Source organism: Cellulosimicrobium funkei (assembly GCF_900155925.1).
GTDB classification, from domain to species: domain Bacteria; phylum Actinomycetota; class Actinomycetes; order Actinomycetales; family Cellulomonadaceae; genus Cellulosimicrobium; species Cellulosimicrobium funkei.
Map to the genome: position 1 here is coordinate 499,066 of NZ_FTMI01000003.1, position 17,587 is coordinate 516,652.

Below are 17,587 nucleotides of genomic sequence, written 5' to 3' on the forward strand. Positions count from 1 at the left end.
GCTCATGCGGCACGCTCCACGTCCGGGGCCGGCTCGCCCGCCGCGGCGCGCGTGCGCGCGTAGCGATCGGGGTCGAGGTCGTCGACGAACACCTTCTGGAGCATGTGCCAGTCCTGCGGGTGCTCCCGGATCGCGACGCTCAGCGCGTCGACCCAGGACTGCGTCGCCGCGGCCACCCGCTGGGCGCGCGGGAGGTCCGTCGCGATCTCGACGCGCGGGAAGAAGCGGATGACCAGGCCCCAGGGCGAGCCCGCGGCCCGCCGCCGCGCCCCGCGCAGCCGCTCGTAGAAGATGCCGGCCGGCACGAGCGGCGCGCCCGTGCTCACGGCGAGCGCCGCGGGCCCCGCCGCGACCCGCGCCCGCCGGCCGAAGAGGTCGACCTCGACGCCGCGGTGGGTGAGGTCGCGGTCGGCGAGCAACGGGATGATCTTCCCCGGTCGGCTCGCGCCGCGCACCAGGTCGCGGAAGACGTCGCCGTCGCCGAGCGCGAGGATCTCGAGCCCGAGCCCGGTGCGGAACGCGAGGAACTCCTCGAACAGCTCGTCGGGCTTCAGCCGCTCCGCGACCGTGAGCACGGGCGCGATGTGCGGGGTCGCGTACGCGCCCGCGAGGTCCCAGTTGCCCTGGTGGGACAGCGCGAGCACCGGGCTCCGGTCGCCGTCGAGGTGCTCAGCCAGGTTCTCGTACCCGACGAGCCGCACGCGCGCCTCGACCTGCTCCGGCGTCCAGGCGGGGAGCGTGAAGGCCTCCCGGTAGTACCGCATGTACGACCGCATGCCCGCGCGCGAGAGCCGGCGCAGGGCGCGCGGCGAGAGCCCGGGCCGGACGCGCGCGAGGTTGCGCTCGAACTGGCGCACTCCCCCGCCGTGCAGGAGCCACGTCACGTCGGCGATCGCGTCGAAGAGCCCGCGCAGCAGCGGGTCGGGCACCTTGCGCGCGTTGCGCCAGGCGAACGTGAACGCCTTGCCGGCGTCGAGGGCCATCAGCGACCGTCCTCCGTGTCGTCGGTCCGGGAGGCGCTCGCGGAGAGGGCGAGCGCCTGGCGGCGCACCGTCGCGACGCGCTGCACGACCGTCACCGCGCTCGCGAGCGCGAGCAGGCCGAGCACCACGACGAGCACGACGGGTGGCAGGCCGAGGCCGACGAGCCCGGCGGCGACGAGGGCCGCGACGAGGCGGTCGGCACGCTCGGCGATCCCGACCTGCGCGGTCATGCCGACGCTCTCGGCGCGGGCCCGCGCGTACGGCACGACGGCGCCGAGCGCGAGGCACGCGAGCGCGACGACGGTCCCCCACGCGGCGAGGTCGGGCGTGAGGCGCGGGTCGTCGGCGCGGACGAACCACAGCGTGAGCCCGACGAACACGGCGGCGTCGGCGAGCCGGTCGAGCGTCGAGTCGAGGAACGCGCCCCAGGGGCCCGACCGGCCGGCGCGGCGCGCCATGACGCCGTCGAGCACGTCGGCGAAGGCGCAGACCATGACGACCATGACCCCGGCGAAGAGGTGGCCCGTGGGGAAGAGCCACAGCGCGCCGACGACGACGCCGAGCGTCCCGGTGACGGTCACCGCGTCCGGGCTCACCCCGACGCGCAGGAGGAACGCGGCGAGCGGCGTGAACAGGCGCGTGGTGAGCGCGCGCAGACGACCGAACATCAGGCGTCGTCCCCCTCGCCGGTGGTCGGCCACGCGTCCGCGAGCCGCGCCCGCGTGTCGGAGAGCAGCTCGGGCACGGCCTTCGTCTGCGCGACGATCGGCAGGAAGTTCGCGTCCCCCGCCCAGCGCGGCACGACGTGCTGGTGCAGGTGCGCGGCGATGCCCGCGCCCGCGACCGCGCCCTGGTTCATGCCGAGGTTGAAGCCGTCGGGCGCGGACACCGCGCGCACGACCCGCATGGCCGTCTGCGTGAGGTGCGCGACCTCGACCGTCTCGGCCTCCGTGAGGTCCGTGTAGTCGGAGACGTGCCGGTACGGCACGACCATGAGGTGGCCCGGGTTGTACGGGTAGAGGTTGAGCACGACGTACGCCGTCCGGCCGCGCGCGACGATCAGCCCGTCCTCGTCCGTGCGGTCCGGCACGCGGCAGAACGGGCACTCGCCGCGCGAGTCGTCAGCGGGCTTGTCCTGCCCGCCGATGTACACCATGCGGTGCGGCGTCCAGAGCCGGTCCAGGCCGTCGTCGAACCGGGGGTGCGCGTCCGGCGTCTCGACCGTCGCACCGGTCGCGGGGTCGGGTGCGGCGCCCGGCGCGGCCTCGTCGGCCGCGCCGGGTGCCCCCGTGCGCTCGTCGCTCACGCGCCGTCAGACCTGGACGCGGTCGCGCACGGCGGAGACGATCCGCTCGACGGCCTCGGCGACGGGCACGCCGTTGTCCTGGCGGCCGTCCCGGTAGCGGAACGACACGGCGCCCGCCTCGGCGTCCTCGCCGCCCGCGATGAGGACGAACGGGACCTTGCGCGTGCTGGCGTTGCGGATCTTCTTGCCGAACCGGTCGTCCGAGTAGTCGACCTCCGCGCGGATCCCCTGCGCCCTGAGCTGCGCGACGACGTCGGCCACGTAGTCGTTGAACGGCTCCGCGACGGGGACCGCCACGACCTGGACGGGCGCGAGCCACGCGGGGAACGCGCCGGCGTAGTGCTCGACGAGGATGCCGAAGAACCGCTCGATCGAGCCGAACAGCGCGCGGTGGATCATCACGGGACGCTGGCGCGTGCCGTCGGACGCCGTGTACTCGAGCTCGAACAGCTCCGGCTCGAAGAAGTCGAGCTGGATCGTCGAGAGCTGCCACGTGCGGCCGATCGCGTCCTTCGCCTGGACCGAGATCTTGGGGCCGTAGAACGCCGCGCCGCCCGGGTCGGCGACGAGCTCGAGGCCCGACTCCGTCGCGACCTGGCGCAGGACCTCGGTCGCCTCCTCCCACGTGGCGTCGTCGCCCACCGACTTCTCGGGGTCGCGCGTCGACAGCTCGAGGTAGAAGTCGTCGAGCCCGTAGTCGCGCAGGAGGTCCAGCACGAAGGAGAGCAGCGAGCCCAGCTCGTCGCGCATCTGCTCGCGCGTGGTGTAGATGTGCGCGTCGTCCTGCGTGAAGCCGCGCGCCCGCGTGAGCCCGTGCACGACGCCCGACTTCTCGTAGCGGTACACCGTGCCGAACTCGAACAGCCGCAGCGGCAGCTCGCGGTACGACCGCCCGCGCGAGCGGTACACGAGGTTGTGCATCGGGCAGTTCATCGGCTTGAGGTAGTAGTCCTGGCCCACCCGCTTGACGTTGCCGTCGTCGTCGAGCTCCTCGTCCAGGTGCATCGGCGGGTACATGCCGTCGGCGTACCAGTCGAGGTGGCGCGACGTCTGGAACAGGTTCGCCTTGGTGATGTGCGGCGTGCTGACGAACGAGTAGCCGGCCTCGACGTGCCGCTTGCGCGAGTACTCCTCCATCTCCATGCGGATCGTCGCGCCGTTGGGGTGGAACACGGGCAGGCCCGAGCCGATCTCCTCCGGGAAGGAGAACAGGTCGAGCTCGTTGCCGAGCCGACGGTGGTCGCGCCGCTCCGCCTCCGCGAGCCGCTCGAGGTACGCCTTGAGCTCGTCCTTCGTCGGCCACGCCGTGCCGTAGATGCGCTGGAGCTGCGGGTTCTTCTCGCTGCCGCGCCAGTAGGCCGCGGCCGAGCGCATGAGCTGGTAGCCGTTGCCGATCAGGCGCGTGCTCGGCAGGTGCGGGCCACGGCACAGGTCCTTCCAGACCACCGTCTCGCTCTCGCGCCCGGCGCCGCGCACGTTGTCGTAGATCGTCAGCTCGCCGCCGCCGACCTCGACGTTCGCGCCCTCGGTGTCGTCCGCGGTGCCGGAGCCCTTGAGCCCGATGAGCTCGAGCTTGTACGGCTCGTGCGCGAGCTCGGCGCGCGCCTCGTCCTCGGTGACCACGCGGCGGCGGAAGGTCTGGCCCTCCTTGATGATGCGCGACATCGCCTTGTCGAGCGCCTTGAGGTCCTCGGGGGTGAACGGCGTCTCGACGTCGAAGTCGTAGTAGAACCCGTCCGTGATCGGCGGGCCGATGCCCAGCTTCGCGTCCGGGTTGACCTGCTGGACGGCCTGCGCGAGCACGTGCGCGGCCGAGTGCCGCAGCACCGCGAAGCCGTCGGGCGAGTCGATCGTCACGCCCTCGACCACGTCGCCGTCCGCGACGGGCGTGTCGAGGTCCTTGAGCTCCCCGTTCACGCGGATCACGACGACGTCGCGACGCGACGCGAACAGGTCCGTGCCCGTCGTGCCCGTCGTCACCGTGGTCTCCTCCGCGTCGAGGGTGATGGTGAGTGGTGACGAGACGACGTCAGACACGTCCGTGCTCCGTTCTGTGGCGGGAGGCGCGCGCAGCGCCCGGTCAGGTCCCCCGGCGCCGGGGCGTCCCCGACAGCACGAAGGGCGCCGTCGTGGACGGCGCCCCTCGATCGTACCGACCCGCAGGTCAGTCGTTGGCCTTCTTCGCCTTCTCGGCGAGGGTGTCGACGTGCCGGTCGACGGAGTCCGGGGCGACCGACTTGATCTTTCCCGCGACCTCGTCGATGCGCTCGTCGGTCATGAACTCCTTGGCCTTGTCGATGCGCTCCTCGGTCATGAACTCCTTGGCCTTGCCGAGGAGGTCGCCGAGTCCGCCCCGGTCCTTCGGTGTCTGCTCGCTCATACCGGCTCCCTCGGGGGTCGTGGTGCGCGCGTCCCGCGCCGGGCGGCGGCCGTCCCGCGCCCGCACGAAACGCTACCCGGCGGCACCACGTCGCGCGACGGGGCACAGGCAGGGGCCACGACCCGCGTGACCCGCCGACCCGGACCGGCGCACGCGCGGTCCGGGCCTGCCAGAATCGGCCCATGGACGACGACGTGGCACCCGGGGAGCGCACCGCGCGCGTCTTCCGGCACCGGCTCAACGAGCTCTTCGCGCGCGGCCGCGGCGGGCGTCCCGTGACCAACCGGGAGGCCGCCCACTGGATGACGGAGCGCGGCTACTCGATCAACGAGGCGTACCTCAGCGCCCTGCGCGGCGGGCACCGCTCGTCGCCCAGCCTGCGCGTCGTCGAGGGCATCGCCGCGTTCTTCGGGGTCAGCACCGGGAGCCTCGTCGACCCCGAGGAGAGCCCCGACGACCGCCTGCGCGCCGCGCTCGCCGACGAGGGCGTGGAGCAGTTCGCGCTGCGCGCCCAGGGGCTGTCGCCCGAGAACGTCCGCGCCATCATCGAGATCGTCGACCGCGTACGCAGCCTCGAGCACCTCCCTCCGGTGGCACCGCCCGGCACGCCGAACGGGCATCCTCCTGCACCGGGGGCCGACCGTGGATAACCTCCTGCGCGCCGCGGGCCTCGACCGCGCCCGCAGCATCGAGGAGGCGTGCCGCCTCGTCGCCGCGGCCCGCGGCAAGCCGCTCGAGGTCGTCGAGGGCGACCTCGGCCCCGGCGTCACCGGCCTCTGGCTCGCGTTCCCCGAGCGCGACCTCGTCCTCGTCGACGCCCGCCAGACGCTCCCCGGACCGCACCGCGACCACGTCGTCGCGCACGAGCTCGTGCACGTCCTCGACTCGATCCGCCCCGGCCCCGCTCCGGGCCCGGTCCCCGCCGGGTGCCGCGACGAGCACGACGACCCCGCCGAGCAGCGGGTCGAGCGCCTCGCGAGCGAGCTGATGATCTCCATCGCGTCGCACGGGAGCTCGGCCGCACGCCTCACGTCCCTCGAGCTCTACCGGTGAGCCCGGTGCTCGACCTCCTCGCCACGGCGCTGTTCGCCACCGCCGCGACGTGGACGGCGCTGCGTGCCCGCAGGGGCACCGACGCGGCTCTCCCGCTCGGCCTCGCATTCGTCGCCGTGGCGTCCGTGATGCGGGTCCCGGCCGTGGCCGAGCTCCTCAAGACGCACGCCCCCGGCGGCACGCACGAGGTCGCCAAGCACGTCGCGCTCGTCGCCGGGTGCCTCTTCGTCGGCGTGTGGGCGTACAGCACGACGACCGGGCACGCGCCACGGACGCGGTACGTGGCCCTCGCGGCCGGTCTCGTCGGCGCAGTGATGGTCGCGCTCGCGGTCGCGAGCGGACCGTGGACGACGCTCGACCTCGACGCCCAGGCCTCCGGCCGGCCGCTCATGTGGGTGTACCGCGCGCTGTACTACGGCGCGTTCGTGGCGGCGACCGCGACGTTCGCCGTGTCGTGCGTCCGCACGCGCTCGCGCCGCCCCGTGCGGCTGCGGTGGGGCATGGACGTCGCGGCGGCCGGGGCGGTCGTCGCCATGGTGTGGGCCGTCGTCAGCTTCGTGGCCGCGCTGCTGCACGAGCCCGGCAGCGCCGAGCCGTACCTCGTCCTCGGCGTGCGCACCCGGTATCTCGTGCTCGCGGCGAGCGTCCTGCTGACGGTCGGCATCGTGGGCCAGCTCGCGTCGTCGGCGGCGTTCGCCCGCGAGCGCCGGCGCGATCTCGGGCACCTGCACGCCTTCGTGCTGGCGACCGTGGGCGGCGGGGGCATCCCCGGGTCCAGCGCGGCGGTGGACGAGTACCACCGCACCATCGAGATCTTCGACGGCCTCGCCGCGCTCGCGCTGCACTCGCGTCGGGACGACGTCGACCACGTGCGCGTCGCCGTCCCCGGCAGCCCGCGCGAGGTGATCCTCGCCTACCAGCTCCAGCTCGCGGCGACGCGGCGGGCCCGGGGTGACGCCCCGAGCGTCGACCCGGACGACTGGTCCGACCTGCTCGCGGACGACGACGCGCTGCGTCGGCTGGGCCGCGCGCTGCGCGACCGGACGAGCACGGAAGGGACGACCCGCGTCCTCGCGGGCGTCTGAGCCCGCCGGGCCCGACGCCAAGCTCCCCCTGCGCGCTTGCCCCCGCGCCGGGCCTCGGCGGGCGGGCTCAACCTACAGACAGACGCACGGGGGCGCAACGTGCCTCACAGTTGAAATCTCAACGGTTCAGCGCCGTCAACCGAGGAACACCTGCGCGCACACGACCTCCGCCGGCCCGGCGCCGGGGTCGACGGCGCACGCGATGCCGACCGAGGTCAGCGTCGGATCGAGCAGGTTCGCCCGGTGCCCGTGCGACGCCATCCACGCGTCCACCACCTCGGCGGGGTCCGCGGCCGTGCGGCTGAGGTTCTCCGCCGCGCTCCCCGCCGGCGGGTCGCACGCGGCGAGGACCTCGTCGAGCGGCGCGTGCTCCAGCGGCGCACCGACGAGCGCCGCGGCGCGCGAACGAGCCGCGGAGATCGCGCACGCGCTCTCGTCGAGCGGGGGCAGCCCCTCGTCCCGGCGTACCTCCTGCGTCCCTCGCAGCAGGCCCGCGGCATACTCGTCGAGGTCCGCCGCCCCCGACGCACCGGACGACGGAGGCACGGCGCCGGGCGCGGCCTGGGCGGGCGCGTCCGTCGCCGGGTGGTCGGACGCCGGACCACCGCTCTCCCGGTGGTCGGCGTCGCCGTCCGGCGAGCACGCCGCCAGAGGTCCGAGCGTCACCACCAGGACGAGGAGGGCGGCCCCCCGCGCGGTGCGCAGCCACGGGCGCCGCCGGGGACGCCGCGCGGCGCTCACTGCCGCCCGAGCGCGCGGTACGTCCAGCCGGCGGCGCGCCACGCCCTCGCGTCGAGCGCGTTGCGCCCGTCGACGACGCGCGGAGCCGCGACGAGGCCGAACAGCTTTCCCGGGTCCAGCTCGCGGTACTCGCGCCACTCGGTGAGGACGAGCACGGCGTCCACGCCGTCCACCGCCTCCTCGACGGTCTCCGCGAAGCCCAGGGCGGGCGCCTTGGCCCGCGCGTTCGCGAGCGCGCGGGGGTCCGTGACGACGACGCGCGCGCTGCGCTGGTGGAGCCGCTCCGCCACGTCGAGCGCGGGCGAGTCGCGCACGTCGTCGCTGTCGGGCTTGAACGCCGCGCCCAGCACCGCGATGCGCGCGCCCGCGAGCGGGCGGCCGTCGAGGACGCCGACCGTGAGGTCGACCATCCGTTCGCGGCGCCGGAGGTTGATCGAGTCGACCTCGCGCAGAAAGCTCACCGCCGGGTCGGCGTGGAGCTCCTCGGCGCGCGCCATGAACGCCCGGATGTCCTTCGGCAGGCAGCCCCCGCCGAAGCCGAGGCCCGCGTTGAGGAACCGGCGTCCGATGCGCTCGTCGAGCCCGATCGCGTCGGCGAGGAGGGTGACGTCTCCCCCGGCGACCTCGCAGAGCTCCGCCATCGCGTTGATGAACGAGATCTTCGTGGCGAGGAACGAGTTCGCCGCGACCTTGACGAGCTCCGCCGTCGCGCGGTCCACCACGAGACGCGGCGTGCCGTCCGCGAGCGCCGCGGCGTACACGGCGTCGAGCACCTCCGCGGCCCGTGCGCCCGCTGCGTCGTCGGGGACGCCGTACACGAGCCGGTCCGGCCGCAGCGTGTCCTGGACGGCGAAGCCCTCGCGCAGGAACTCCGGGTTCCAGACGAGCGTCGCGCCCGGCGCCGCCGCGGCGAGGTCCGCCGCCAGGCGCGTCGCGGTGCCGACGGGCACCGTGGACTTGCCCACCACGACCGCGTCGGCGGCCAGGTGCGGCAGCAGCGCGCGGAAGGCGGTGTCGACGTACGACAGGTCGGCGGCGTAGGAGTCGGCCCGCTGCGGCGTCCCGACGCACACGAAGTGCACCTCCGCGTCCGTGGCCTCGGCCACGTCGGTCGTGAAGGTCAGGCGCCCCGACGCGCGCGCCTCCGCGAGCAGCTCGTCGAGCGCGGGCTCGTAGAACGGCGCCCGCCCCTCGCGCAGCGACGCGACCTTCCGCGCGTCGACGTCCACCCCCACCACGTCGTGCCCCAGCCGGGCCATGCAGGCGGCGTGCACCGCGCCCAGGTACCCGCAACCGATCACCGAGATCCTCATGCCGTCCCCCCTGCTCGTCCCGCCGATGGCCGCGCGCGTCCGTCCCGCCGCCGGGCGACCGGGCCACGGCCCGCGGCCTGCACCTCACCGCCGCTCGCGCGGCAGCACCACCTCGTCGAAGGTCCCCGTCGCCGGGCGCGACCCGACCGCCACCGCCGCCTCGCTCCCGGGGCGCCCCGGGCCGAGGTCGGCCTCCGCGCCGTCGACGGCGGTCGCGACGCCCGTCGGCGGTGGGGCGGGCACCGCACCGCGCGTCGCCTCCGCGGCCGGAGCCCCGCCGGCCGGACCCTCCGAGGCGACGGGTGCCCACGGCCCCGTGCCGGTCGCGGGAGCCGCCTGCCGTGCCGCGCCGCGAGCGTGCCGGCTTCCCCGCACGGCCGACCGCCGTGCGGAGCGACCCTGCGAGGCCTCCCCCGCGGCGTCCGCCGTGTACTCGTAGTAGCCGTACTCGTACGGGCCCGCGCCCGGCCCCTTGACCGGCACGCGGTTCACCACGATGCCCAGCGGCCGCACACCCACCGTGCCGAGTGCCGACAGCGCAGTCTCGAGCTGGTTCCGGTGCACCGTGCCCGCGCCGACGACGACGATCGCTCCCCCGACCCCCTTCGCGAGGATGGCCGCGTCCGTGACCGGGAGAAGCGGGGGCGTGTCGACGACGATCACGTCGTACTCCGTCCGGAGCCGCTCCAGGAGCTGCGCCATGGACTCGCCACCGAGCAGCTCGCTCGGGTTCGGCGGGATCTGGCCCGACGCGATGACGTCGAGGTTCCCGTTGCCCCACGGCTGGACCGCGTCCTCCACGGCGACCTTGCCGATGAGGATCGTCGTGAGCCCGACCGACCCCTCGATGCCCAGGTACCGGGCGACCGCGGGACGGCGCAGGTCGGCGTCGACGAGCACGACGCGCTGGCCGGCGTCCGCGAGGGTGATCGCGAGGTTGACGCTCGTGGTGGTCTTGCCCTCGCCGGGCAGCGCGGACGTCATGACGTACGTGCGCGCCGCCGGTCCGAGCTCGAGGAACTGCAGGTTGGTACGCAGCCGTCGGAACGCCTCGGCACGTACCGCCTGCGGCGACTCCTGCACGATGAGCGGGTGCTCCGGCGCGTCGGCCTCGTACCCGATGACGCCGAGCACCGGCGCGTCCGTCACGTCCTCGACGTCGGCGGTGGACCGGACGCGCGTGTCGAGCAGCTCGCGGACCACGGCCACCGCGACCCCGACCGCGAGGCCGATCACGAGCCCCAGCACGAGGTTGAGCCGCAGGTTCGGCGACGCGGGCGCCGTCGGCACGGACGCCGCCCTGACCGTGCTGATCTGCACCGGCGAGTCCCCGCCGCCGACCGGCGTCTCGAGCTCGGCGACGACCGAGGCGAGCGAGCGCGCGGTCGCGTTCGCGATCTCGGCCGCGAGCTGGGGCGACTCGTCGGTCGCGGTGACGTTGACGAGCGCCGTGTCGAGCGGCGAGTCCGCCTGCACGCGCTGGGCGAGGGACGCCGCGTCGTCCGCGAGCCCCAGCTCGTCGACGACGGGGTCCAGGACGCGCGGGCTCGTCACGAGCTCGATGTACGACTTCACCTGGCGCACCGTGAAGTTCGAGCCCTGGAGGAGGTCCGTCGTCGAGTCGGAGCCCTGCACGGACACGTAGACCTGGGACCGCGCGGAGTACGTCGGTGTGCTCAGCAACGAGTAGGCACCCGCGAGCACCAGTCCGAGCGCCGCCGCGACGGCGACCGTGACCCACCGCCTGCGCAGCAGGAGCAGGTAGTCCTTGAGCTCCATCGTCGTCCCCCTCACCGGCCCGCTCCCCCTGAGCGTCGACCCACGACCGCCCCAATCTCGCACAGCCCCTCGCCCGTCGCGAGCCTGGGCGCACCCGCGCCGGCGCGGGTCATCCGCGCACCAGCCCGGCCCGCTCGCGGTACCACGCCACGGTCCGTTCGAGGCCCTCGCGCAGCCCGGTGCGCGCCTCCCAGCCGGTCGCGCGCAGGCGCGACACGTCGAGCAGCTTCTGCGGCGTGCCGTCCGGCTTCGACGTGTCCCACCGGGTCTCGCCGTCGTAGCCGACGACGTCCGCGACCGCTGCCGCGATCTCTCGGATCGTCACGTCGTGGCCGGTACCCACGTTGACGTGCTCGGCGCCGTCGTAGTGCTCGAGGAGGTGCAGGCACGCGTCGGCCAGGTCGTCGCTGTGCAGGAGCTCGCGCCGGGGCGTCCCCGTCCCCCAGTTCGTCACCACGCGCGAGCCGTTGCGCACCGCCTCGTCGTAGCGCCGGATCAGCGCGGGCAGCACGTGGGAGCCCTGCGGGGAGAAGTTGTCACCCGGCCCGTAGAGGTTCGTCGGCATCGCGGAGATCCAGGGCAGGCCGTCCTGGCGGCGCACCGCCTGCACGTGCAGGATGCCCGCGATCTTCGCGATCGCGTACGCGTCGTTCGTCGGCTCGAGGTGCCCCGTGAGCAGCGACTCCTCGACGATCGGCTGGGGCGCGAGGCGCGGGTAGATGCACGACGACCCGAGGAAGAGCAGCCGCTCCACCCCGACCGCGCGCGCGGCGTCCAGGACGTTGACCTGGATGCGGACGTTCTCGGAGAGGAAGTCCACCGGGTGCGTCGCGTTCGCGAGGATCCCGCCCACCTTCGCCGCCGCGAGCACGACGTAGCGCGGCCGCTCGGCGCGGAAGAGCTCGAAGACGGCGTCGCGGTCGGTGAGGTCCAGCTCCGCCGACGTGCGGCCCACGAGCCGACCGAACCCCGCCGCCTCGAGGCGGCGCCAGACGGCGGAGCCGACGAGCCCACGGTGGCCCGCGACGTAGAAGACCGCGTCGCGGTCGAGCGGTCCGGGCTCGAAGGCCACCGGGTCCTGCGCGCTCACGCGGCGTCCCACGTCGCGAGCGCCACCTCGTCGATCCACGGCGAGCCCGCGTGGTCGAGCGCCTGCAGGTCGGCGTCCACCATGATCCGGGCGAGCTCGCGACCGTCGACCGTGGCCTTCCACCCGAGGTCGGCGTGGGCCTTGCTCGGGTCGCCGACGAGCGCGTCGACCTCCGCCGGACGGAGGTAGCGCTCGTCGAACCGCACGTGCTGCTCCCAGTCGAGACCTGCGTGCGAGAACGACTCCTCGAGGAAGTCGCGCACCGTGAGGCCCGTCCCCGTGGCGAGCACGTAGTCGTCCGGCGTCTCGGCCTGCAGCATGCGCCACATGCCTTCGACGTACTCGGCCGCGTACCCCCAGTCGCGGACCGCGTCCAGGTTGCCCAGGTACAGGTGCTGCGCCCGGCCGGCCTTGATCGCGGCGACCGCGCGAGTGATCTTGCGTGTCACGAACGTCTCGCCGCGACGCGGGGACTCGTGGTTGAACAGGATCCCGTTGACCGCGAACATGCCGTACGCCTCGCGGTAGTTCTTCGTGATCCAGTAGGCGTAGAGCTTGGCCGCCGCGTACGGCGACCGCGGGTGGAACGGCGTCGTCTCGCCCTGCGGCGGCGGGGTGGACCCGAACAGCTCGGACGACGACGCCTGGTAGTAGCGCGTGTCCACGCCCGCGAGCCGCACCGCCTCGAGCAGCCGGATCGCGCCCGTCCCGGTCGTGTCCGCGGTGTGCTCGGGCTCGTCGAACGACACCCGCACGTGGGACTGCGCCGCGAGGTTGTAGACCTCGTCGGGACGGATCTGGGAGAGGAGCGTGACGAGCCGGGCGCCGTCGGACAGGTCCGCGTAGTGCAGGAAGAGGCGCGCGCCCTCCTCGTGCGGGTCCTGGTAGAGGTGGTCGATCCGTGCCGTGTTGAACGTCGAGGCGCGGCGGATCAGGCCGTGCACCTCGTAGCCCTTGCGGAGCAGGAGCTCCGCCAGGTAGGAGCCGTCCTGTCCGGTGATGCCCGAGATGAGTGCCTTCTTCATGGTTCCCCCCGTGTGGTGTGCGGCGGCGCGGCGGCCGATGGCTACGTGCGGGCGACGTCCGGGGCACGGGGAGCGCCGTCGGCCGCCCGTGCGGTGCCGCGAGCCCCGGTGCCCGCGGTCGCGGTGGTCGTCGCGGTGGCGAGGGCAGCGGTGGCCGTCGCGGTGGCGAGGGCAGCGGTGGCCGTCGCGTCCGTCGCGACCGCGCTCGTGCGCGGCTCCGGGACCGGGCGGCGGGCGGTCGCGGCGAGGACCGCCGCGAACGCGTCGACCGCCGCGCCCTCCGTGAGCCTCTCGTCGCGGTATCGACGACCCGCGGCCCCGAGACGGTCCCGCCGTGCTGGGTCGGCCGCGAGCACGAGCGCCGCGTCGAGGAGCGCCTGCGGGTCCTCCGGGTCGACCCGGACGCCCCCGCCGGACGCGCGCAGCTCCACCGCGGTCGTCGAACGCTCGGACGACGCGGCGAGCACAGGTCGCGCCGCGTGGAAGTAGGACGTGAGCTTGCTCGGTACGGACATCTCCGCGAGCCCGGCGAGCTCGTTGACCAGCAGCACGTCCGCAGCACGGAGCGCGGCACGGAACTGCGTGTCGGGCAGGGGGTCGAGGAACTGCAGGCTGCGGACACCTGCCCCGGCGGCCTCGAGGGCGGCCCGCCGGCTCCCGTCCCCCAGGAGCACGAAACGCACCGCAGCCCCCTGCGCGTCGGCGCGGCGCGCCGCCTCGACCACGTTCTCGAGCCCCTGCTTCACCCCCTGGTTCCCCGCGTGCAGCACGACGGTCTCGTCCTGGGCCCACCCGTGGGCCGCGCGCACGGCCGGTCGCTCCGCGGGCTCCACGTCGTCCGCGAGGTGGGTCCAGTTGCGCACGACGCGCAGGGCAGCGGCGTCGACACCGAGCGACTCGCGGAGGTGGCGCGCGAAGCTCTCGTGGATGGCGACCACGCCGTCCGCACCGCGGGCGGTGAACCTCTCGACGGCGCTCACCGCCCGCGCAGCGAGACCCGAGGCCGTACCGGTCTCCGCGACGCCGAGCGAGTAGAGGTCCTGGGTCCACAGGACAGCCCCCGGGAGCGCCGTCCTCCGCGCGCGGCGGGGGGCCAGGGCACGGCCGGCCCGCAGGCGCAGCATCGCGACGGCCGCCGCGAACAGCGAGGGCGAGACGAGCAGGACGACGTCGGCGTCGGGCCAGCGGACCGCGGCAGACCGCACCCCGAAGCTCAGCTCGGCGAGCAGACGGCGCGCCGAGGTCGGCGACCGCGGGACGTAGTGCCGCAGGCGCAGCACGTCGACGCCGTCGATGCGCTCTCGGCGCGCCCACCCTCGATCACCCTCGCGCACGCGCCACTGCGGGTAGTGGGGGTAGGTCGTCACGACGCGCACCCGAGCGCCGCGCGCGACGAGCGCACGGCTCAGCGCCGACGTGTAGGGCGCATTTCCGGTAGGTTCAGGGGCATAGTTGGCGCCGATCACCAGGATGCGCGTTCCCGAGATGCTCACGCACTCACGATAACGACGTTCGGGCACATTCGCTGGGGGGGCAGATGACAGCACAGGAAGAACGCGACGGAATTCGGGTCGTACCGCTCTCGGAGGCACCCGGGGAAAAGACGTCCTGGGGTCGCCCGGGCGCGCTCGTGTATCTCTGGGGTGCGGCCGAGCTGCTGTTCGTCTCGAACCCGTGGCAGATCAGCTCGCGCCTGCGCGTCGCGGTGCTGCGCGCCTTCGGTGCCCACATCGGCGAGGGGGTCGTCTTCCGCCCTCGTACGCGCGTGCGATTCCCATGGAAGATTCATGTCGGAGCAAATTGTTGGATCGGTGAAGGTGTCTGGATCCACAACCAGGACGACGTCTGGATCGGGCACGACGCCGTGCTGTCCCAGGACACCCTCGTCACCACCGGCAGCCACCGACACCGGACGGACATGGGGCTGGTGACGGCCCCGGTGCACGTCGGTCCGGGCGCATGGGTCACGGCGCGGTGCGTCGTCCTCGGAGGCACGCGGATCGGGCGCTCCGCGCTCGTCACACCGGGGTCCGTCGTCCGTGGCGAGGTGCCCGACGGCGGGGTCTGGGACGGGCGGTCGCTCTCCGACCGCACACGGTTCTGACGTGCCGCCCCGCCTGCGCGTCCTGCACGTCGCCACGCTCCTGACGCCCGACGGCGCCTACGGCGGCCCGGTCCGCGTCGCGACGAACCAGGTCCGCTCCCTGCGCGCGCGGGGCCACGACGCGGTCCTGGTCGCCGCGGCGTCCGGCTTCGACCGCCTCCCGACGACGTGGGACGGCGTGCCCGTCGTCACCTTCCCCGCGGTGCGGGCCGTCCCGGGCACCGGCTTCGCGGGGCTCGCCGCTCCGGCGATGGTGCGGTGGATCCGCACCCACGGTGCGCGCGCCGACGTCGCCCACGTCCATCTCGCACGCGACCTCGTCACCCTGCCGGCGGCCGCTGCCTGGAGCCGCTCGGGCAAGCCGTTCGTGACGCAGACGCACGGCATGGTCATGCCGTCCCGGCACCCGTTCGCCGCACCCCTCGACGCCGTCCTCACCCGTCGCGTCGTCGCCAGGGCGTCCACGAGCTTCGCGCTCACCCCCGTCGAGGAAGCCGGCCTGCGCACGCTCTTCGGCCGCGCGGCGACCGTGCGTCGGCTCGTCAACGGAGTGCCTCTGCCCGCCGAGGGGGTGCCGCTCGCGGACCCGCGCCACCCGGAGGTCCTGTTCCTCGCGCGGCTGCACGCGCGCAAGCGCCCCCTGGCCTTCGTGGAGGCCGCGGCTCGTCTCGCAGCCCGCTTTCCCACGGCGCGGTTCACCCTCGTCGGGCCCGACGAGGGTCAGGCCGCGGCGGTGCGCGAGCGGATCGCCGACCTGCCCGGCGACGCTCGCGCCCGGGTGTCGTGGGAGGGCGCGCTGCCCCCCGAGCGGACGGCGCGACGCCTCGCCCGGTCCGCGCTGTACGTCCTGCCGTCGGTCGACGAGCCGTTCCCCATGAGCGTGCTCGAGGCGATGTCGTGCGGGGTCCCGGTCGTCGTCACGCGGTCGTGCGGTCTGGCGGCGCCCGTCGAGCGTGCGGGCGCCGGGGCGGTCGTCGGCGAGGACGTCGACGACCTCGTCGCCGCGGTGGCGGCGTTCCTCGAGGACCCGGCCCACCGCCGGGCGACGGGCGTGCGGGCCCGCGAGCTCGTCCGCGAGGACTACTCGATGGAGACCGTGGCCGAGGAGCTGGAGCAGGCCTACACGCGGTGAGCCTCGCGACCCGGGCGGTCCCCCGGGGCGAGCACGGCAGCCGCGGCGACGAGGGCGACCGGGACCCACAGGTAGCGGTTGTACAGGCTGGGGGCCGTGGCGCTGAAGACGAGCGCCGTGACCCCCACCGCGAGGACCCGGACCTGGATCGGCGTCCGAGGCACGGCCCGCACGGCCCTGACGACCGCGACGACGAGGCAGCCGAGCAGTCCGAGGGCGAAGACCGCGCCGCCCTGGTACAGCGCCGCGACCGGCAGGCTGTGCACGCCGAGCGTCTCGACCACCAGGGAGGACCGCGCGTCCAGGCCCGCTCCGGTGAACGGGTCCTCCAGGAAGCCGCCCCAACCGAGCACGATGGTGTCCCACCGCGACGCGGACGTGTTGAGCGACGCATCCCCGCCGGAGAGCCCGAGCACCTGCTTGACACGCTCGGCGGGGCGCAGCGCACCCTGCGTCTCCCCGAGGACGCCACCCGCCAACCACAGCGCCGCGCCCGCGACGACCGCAGCGACGGCGACCCGTCCGAGCGGGATCCCGCGCAGGACGAGGAGCGTCGCGCTCCCGAGGACGGCCGCCAGCATGCCGCTCACGCTGCCGCTGAGGACGAGCCCGACGATCCCCGAGAGCGCCACGCCCACGAGCAGGAGCCGTTGCAGGCGCCCCAGGCCGCGCGTCAGCCCGGACAGGCCGATCACCACGGCGAGCGACGCGACGGCACCCGTGTCGCTCACGTGCCCGGTGAACCCCGTGTAGCGCCCGGCCGTCGTGACGACGCCGCCCGGGATCGCCCCGGGCCCGAGCGCGTACTGCACGAGCGTGCCGAGCGAGCAGACAGCGGCTCCGACGCCGAACGCGACGAGCCCGCGGCGCAGGCGTCGCTCGTCGTCGAGCAGGACCGCGAGCTGCCACGGGAGCGCCAGGGCGACGTAGAGCACCCGCAGCAGGCTGACGAGGCTCTCCACGGGCGCCGGCGAGCCCGCGGTCGCGAGGCAGCCCCCGACGACGAGCAGGAGGCACGCGGGCAGCGCCCACGCGCCGTACGGATGAGGCGTCGGCGGCCGCCCCACCGCCGCAAGGCACAGCGCGAGGCTCGCGAGCAGGACGACGTCCCCCGCCGTGACTCCGACGCCCACCCGCAGGACCAGCAGGGAGACGAGGACGAGCCCGCAGTACAGCAGCACGCGTGCCAGCGCCAGCACGGGGTCGCGCGAGCCCCCACGGCTCTCCGCCACGCTGCCGCCGGGGCGCCCGGATCCGCCCGTCTGCCCGGAGGAGCCCCGGCCGCCGGCGCGGTCCTCGACGCGACCAGGCCGCACCGCGGCTCCTTGCGGCCGGACAGCGCGAGCCATCGAACGGTCATGCACAGTCCATCACCTGTCCTCGTGTCAGGTCCCGCACCGGCCCCGCCGAGCGCCCCACGAAGCGGCCGCGGGCGACCTCTCCTGCGTGCGGACGGCGTACCGTCCCGCTCTCGGAAACAGGTCCCGAAACCTCGCACTCCGCACCCGCGCGAGAATGCGTCGAAGCGCTTCTTACGCATTTCCGCCGCCGGGCCGGCAAATACCTGCGCATCGACTTCTCGCCACCCCCTGGAAC

17 protein-coding genes are annotated in these 17,587 nt (G+C 74.5%); 5 read left to right on the forward strand and 12 right to left on the reverse strand.

Features of this window, described 5'->3' with window-relative positions; genetic code table 11:
- Window positions 1–2: 2 nt before the first annotated feature.
- The 5 genes from BXA05_RS10425 to BXA05_RS10445 all read right to left on the reverse strand — a co-directional run bounded on the left by BXA05_RS10425 (window position 3) and on the right by BXA05_RS10445 (window position 4,669).
- A complete protein-coding gene (locus tag BXA05_RS10425; RefSeq protein ID WP_076404920.1) occupies window positions 3–983 on the reverse strand; it encodes a phosphatidylinositol mannoside acyltransferase in 981 nt (326 codons plus the stop codon).
- Window positions 983–1,651 (reverse strand): phosphatidylinositol phosphate synthase, encoded by a 669-nt coding sequence (gene pgsA / locus BXA05_RS10430; RefSeq protein WP_061267246.1) that lies wholly within the window; start codon window positions 1,649–1,651, stop codon window positions 983–985. The genes BXA05_RS10425 and pgsA overlap by 1 nt, the downstream gene beginning before the upstream one ends.
- Entirely contained in the window at window positions 1,651–2,289 is a 639-nt protein-coding gene (locus tag BXA05_RS10435) for an HIT family protein (protein WP_425291921.1), read from the reverse strand. The genes pgsA and BXA05_RS10435 overlap by 1 nt, the downstream gene beginning before the upstream one ends.
- A gap of 6 nt (window positions 2,290–2,295) precedes the next feature.
- Window positions 2,296–4,326 (reverse strand): threonine--tRNA ligase, encoded by a 2,031-nt coding sequence (gene thrS / locus BXA05_RS10440; RefSeq protein WP_083711789.1) that lies wholly within the window; start codon window positions 4,324–4,326, stop codon window positions 2,296–2,298.
- A 127-nt stretch (window positions 4,327–4,453) separates the two neighbouring features.
- Window positions 4,454–4,669, reverse strand: a complete 216-nt coding sequence (locus tag BXA05_RS10445; protein WP_031316353.1) for a hypothetical protein — start codon at window positions 4,667–4,669, stop codon at window positions 4,454–4,456.
- A 182-nt stretch (window positions 4,670–4,851) separates the two neighbouring features.
- On the opposite strand from BXA05_RS10445, the gene BXA05_RS10450 reads away from it, so the two are divergent.
- The 3 genes from BXA05_RS10450 to BXA05_RS10460 are packed head-to-tail and all read left to right on the forward strand — an operon-like array spanning window position 4,852 to window position 6,807.
- On the forward strand, window positions 4,852–5,319 hold the full coding sequence (locus BXA05_RS10450) for a hypothetical protein (protein WP_061267245.1): 468 nt from the start codon (window positions 4,852–4,854) through the stop codon (window positions 5,317–5,319).
- On the forward strand, window positions 5,312–5,722 hold the full coding sequence (locus tag BXA05_RS10455; RefSeq protein WP_076404921.1) for a hypothetical protein: 411 nt from the start codon (window positions 5,312–5,314) through the stop codon (window positions 5,720–5,722). Before BXA05_RS10450 ends, BXA05_RS10455 begins: the two co-directional genes overlap by 8 nt.
- Complete coding sequence (locus BXA05_RS10460; RefSeq protein ID WP_076404922.1) at window positions 5,719–6,807, forward strand: hypothetical protein; 1,089 nt, start codon at window positions 5,719–5,721, stop codon at window positions 6,805–6,807. Before BXA05_RS10455 ends, BXA05_RS10460 begins: the two co-directional genes overlap by 4 nt.
- Window positions 6,808–6,942: 135 nt before the next feature.
- Here the strand turns inward: BXA05_RS10460 and BXA05_RS10465 are convergent, their stop codons facing one another.
- From BXA05_RS10465 to BXA05_RS10490, 6 genes are all read right to left on the reverse strand, one after another.
- Window positions 6,943–7,473, reverse strand: a complete 531-nt coding sequence (locus BXA05_RS10465) for a CAP domain-containing protein (protein WP_168945196.1) — start codon at window positions 7,471–7,473, stop codon at window positions 6,943–6,945.
- A 71-nt stretch (window positions 7,474–7,544) separates the two neighbouring features.
- Window positions 7,545–8,861: a UDP-glucose dehydrogenase family protein gene (locus tag BXA05_RS10470; protein ID WP_061267319.1), complete on the reverse strand. Its 1,317-nt coding sequence runs from the start codon at window positions 8,859–8,861 to the stop codon at window positions 7,545–7,547.
- 84 nt (window positions 8,862–8,945) lie between these two features.
- Window positions 8,946–10,655, reverse strand: coding sequence for a polysaccharide biosynthesis tyrosine autokinase (locus BXA05_RS10475; protein WP_240696604.1), 1,710 nt, complete (start codon window positions 10,653–10,655; stop codon window positions 8,946–8,948).
- A gap of 94 nt (window positions 10,656–10,749) precedes the next feature.
- Complete coding sequence (locus BXA05_RS10480; RefSeq protein ID WP_241005789.1) at window positions 10,750–11,730, reverse strand: GDP-L-fucose synthase family protein; 981 nt, start codon at window positions 11,728–11,730, stop codon at window positions 10,750–10,752.
- Complete coding sequence (gene gmd, locus BXA05_RS10485) at window positions 11,727–12,755, reverse strand: GDP-mannose 4,6-dehydratase (RefSeq protein WP_076404926.1); 1,029 nt, start codon at window positions 12,753–12,755, stop codon at window positions 11,727–11,729. The genes BXA05_RS10480 and gmd overlap by 4 nt, the downstream gene beginning before the upstream one ends.
- Window positions 12,756–12,796: 41 nt before the next feature.
- On the reverse strand, window positions 12,797–14,248 hold the full coding sequence (locus tag BXA05_RS10490; RefSeq protein WP_076404927.1) for a glycosyltransferase: 1,452 nt from the start codon (window positions 14,246–14,248) through the stop codon (window positions 12,797–12,799).
- Window positions 14,249–14,385: 137 nt separating this feature from the next.
- Here BXA05_RS10490 and BXA05_RS10495 point away from each other — a divergent pair, with 137 nt between their 5' ends.
- Complete coding sequence (locus tag BXA05_RS10495) at window positions 14,386–14,859, forward strand: LbetaH domain-containing protein (RefSeq protein WP_009863918.1); 474 nt, start codon at window positions 14,386–14,388, stop codon at window positions 14,857–14,859.
- Window position 14,860: 1 nt separating this feature from the next.
- Window positions 14,861–15,991, forward strand: coding sequence for a glycosyltransferase (locus BXA05_RS10500; RefSeq protein WP_244550437.1), 1,131 nt, complete (start codon window positions 14,861–14,863; stop codon window positions 15,989–15,991).
- On the opposite strand, the gene BXA05_RS10505 is transcribed toward BXA05_RS10500, so the two are convergent.
- On the reverse strand, window positions 15,979–17,307 hold the full coding sequence (locus BXA05_RS10505; RefSeq protein WP_076404928.1) for an O-antigen ligase family protein: 1,329 nt from the start codon (window positions 17,305–17,307) through the stop codon (window positions 15,979–15,981). The genes BXA05_RS10500 and BXA05_RS10505 overlap by 13 nt on opposite strands.
- Window positions 17,308–17,587: the final 280 nt, after the last annotated feature.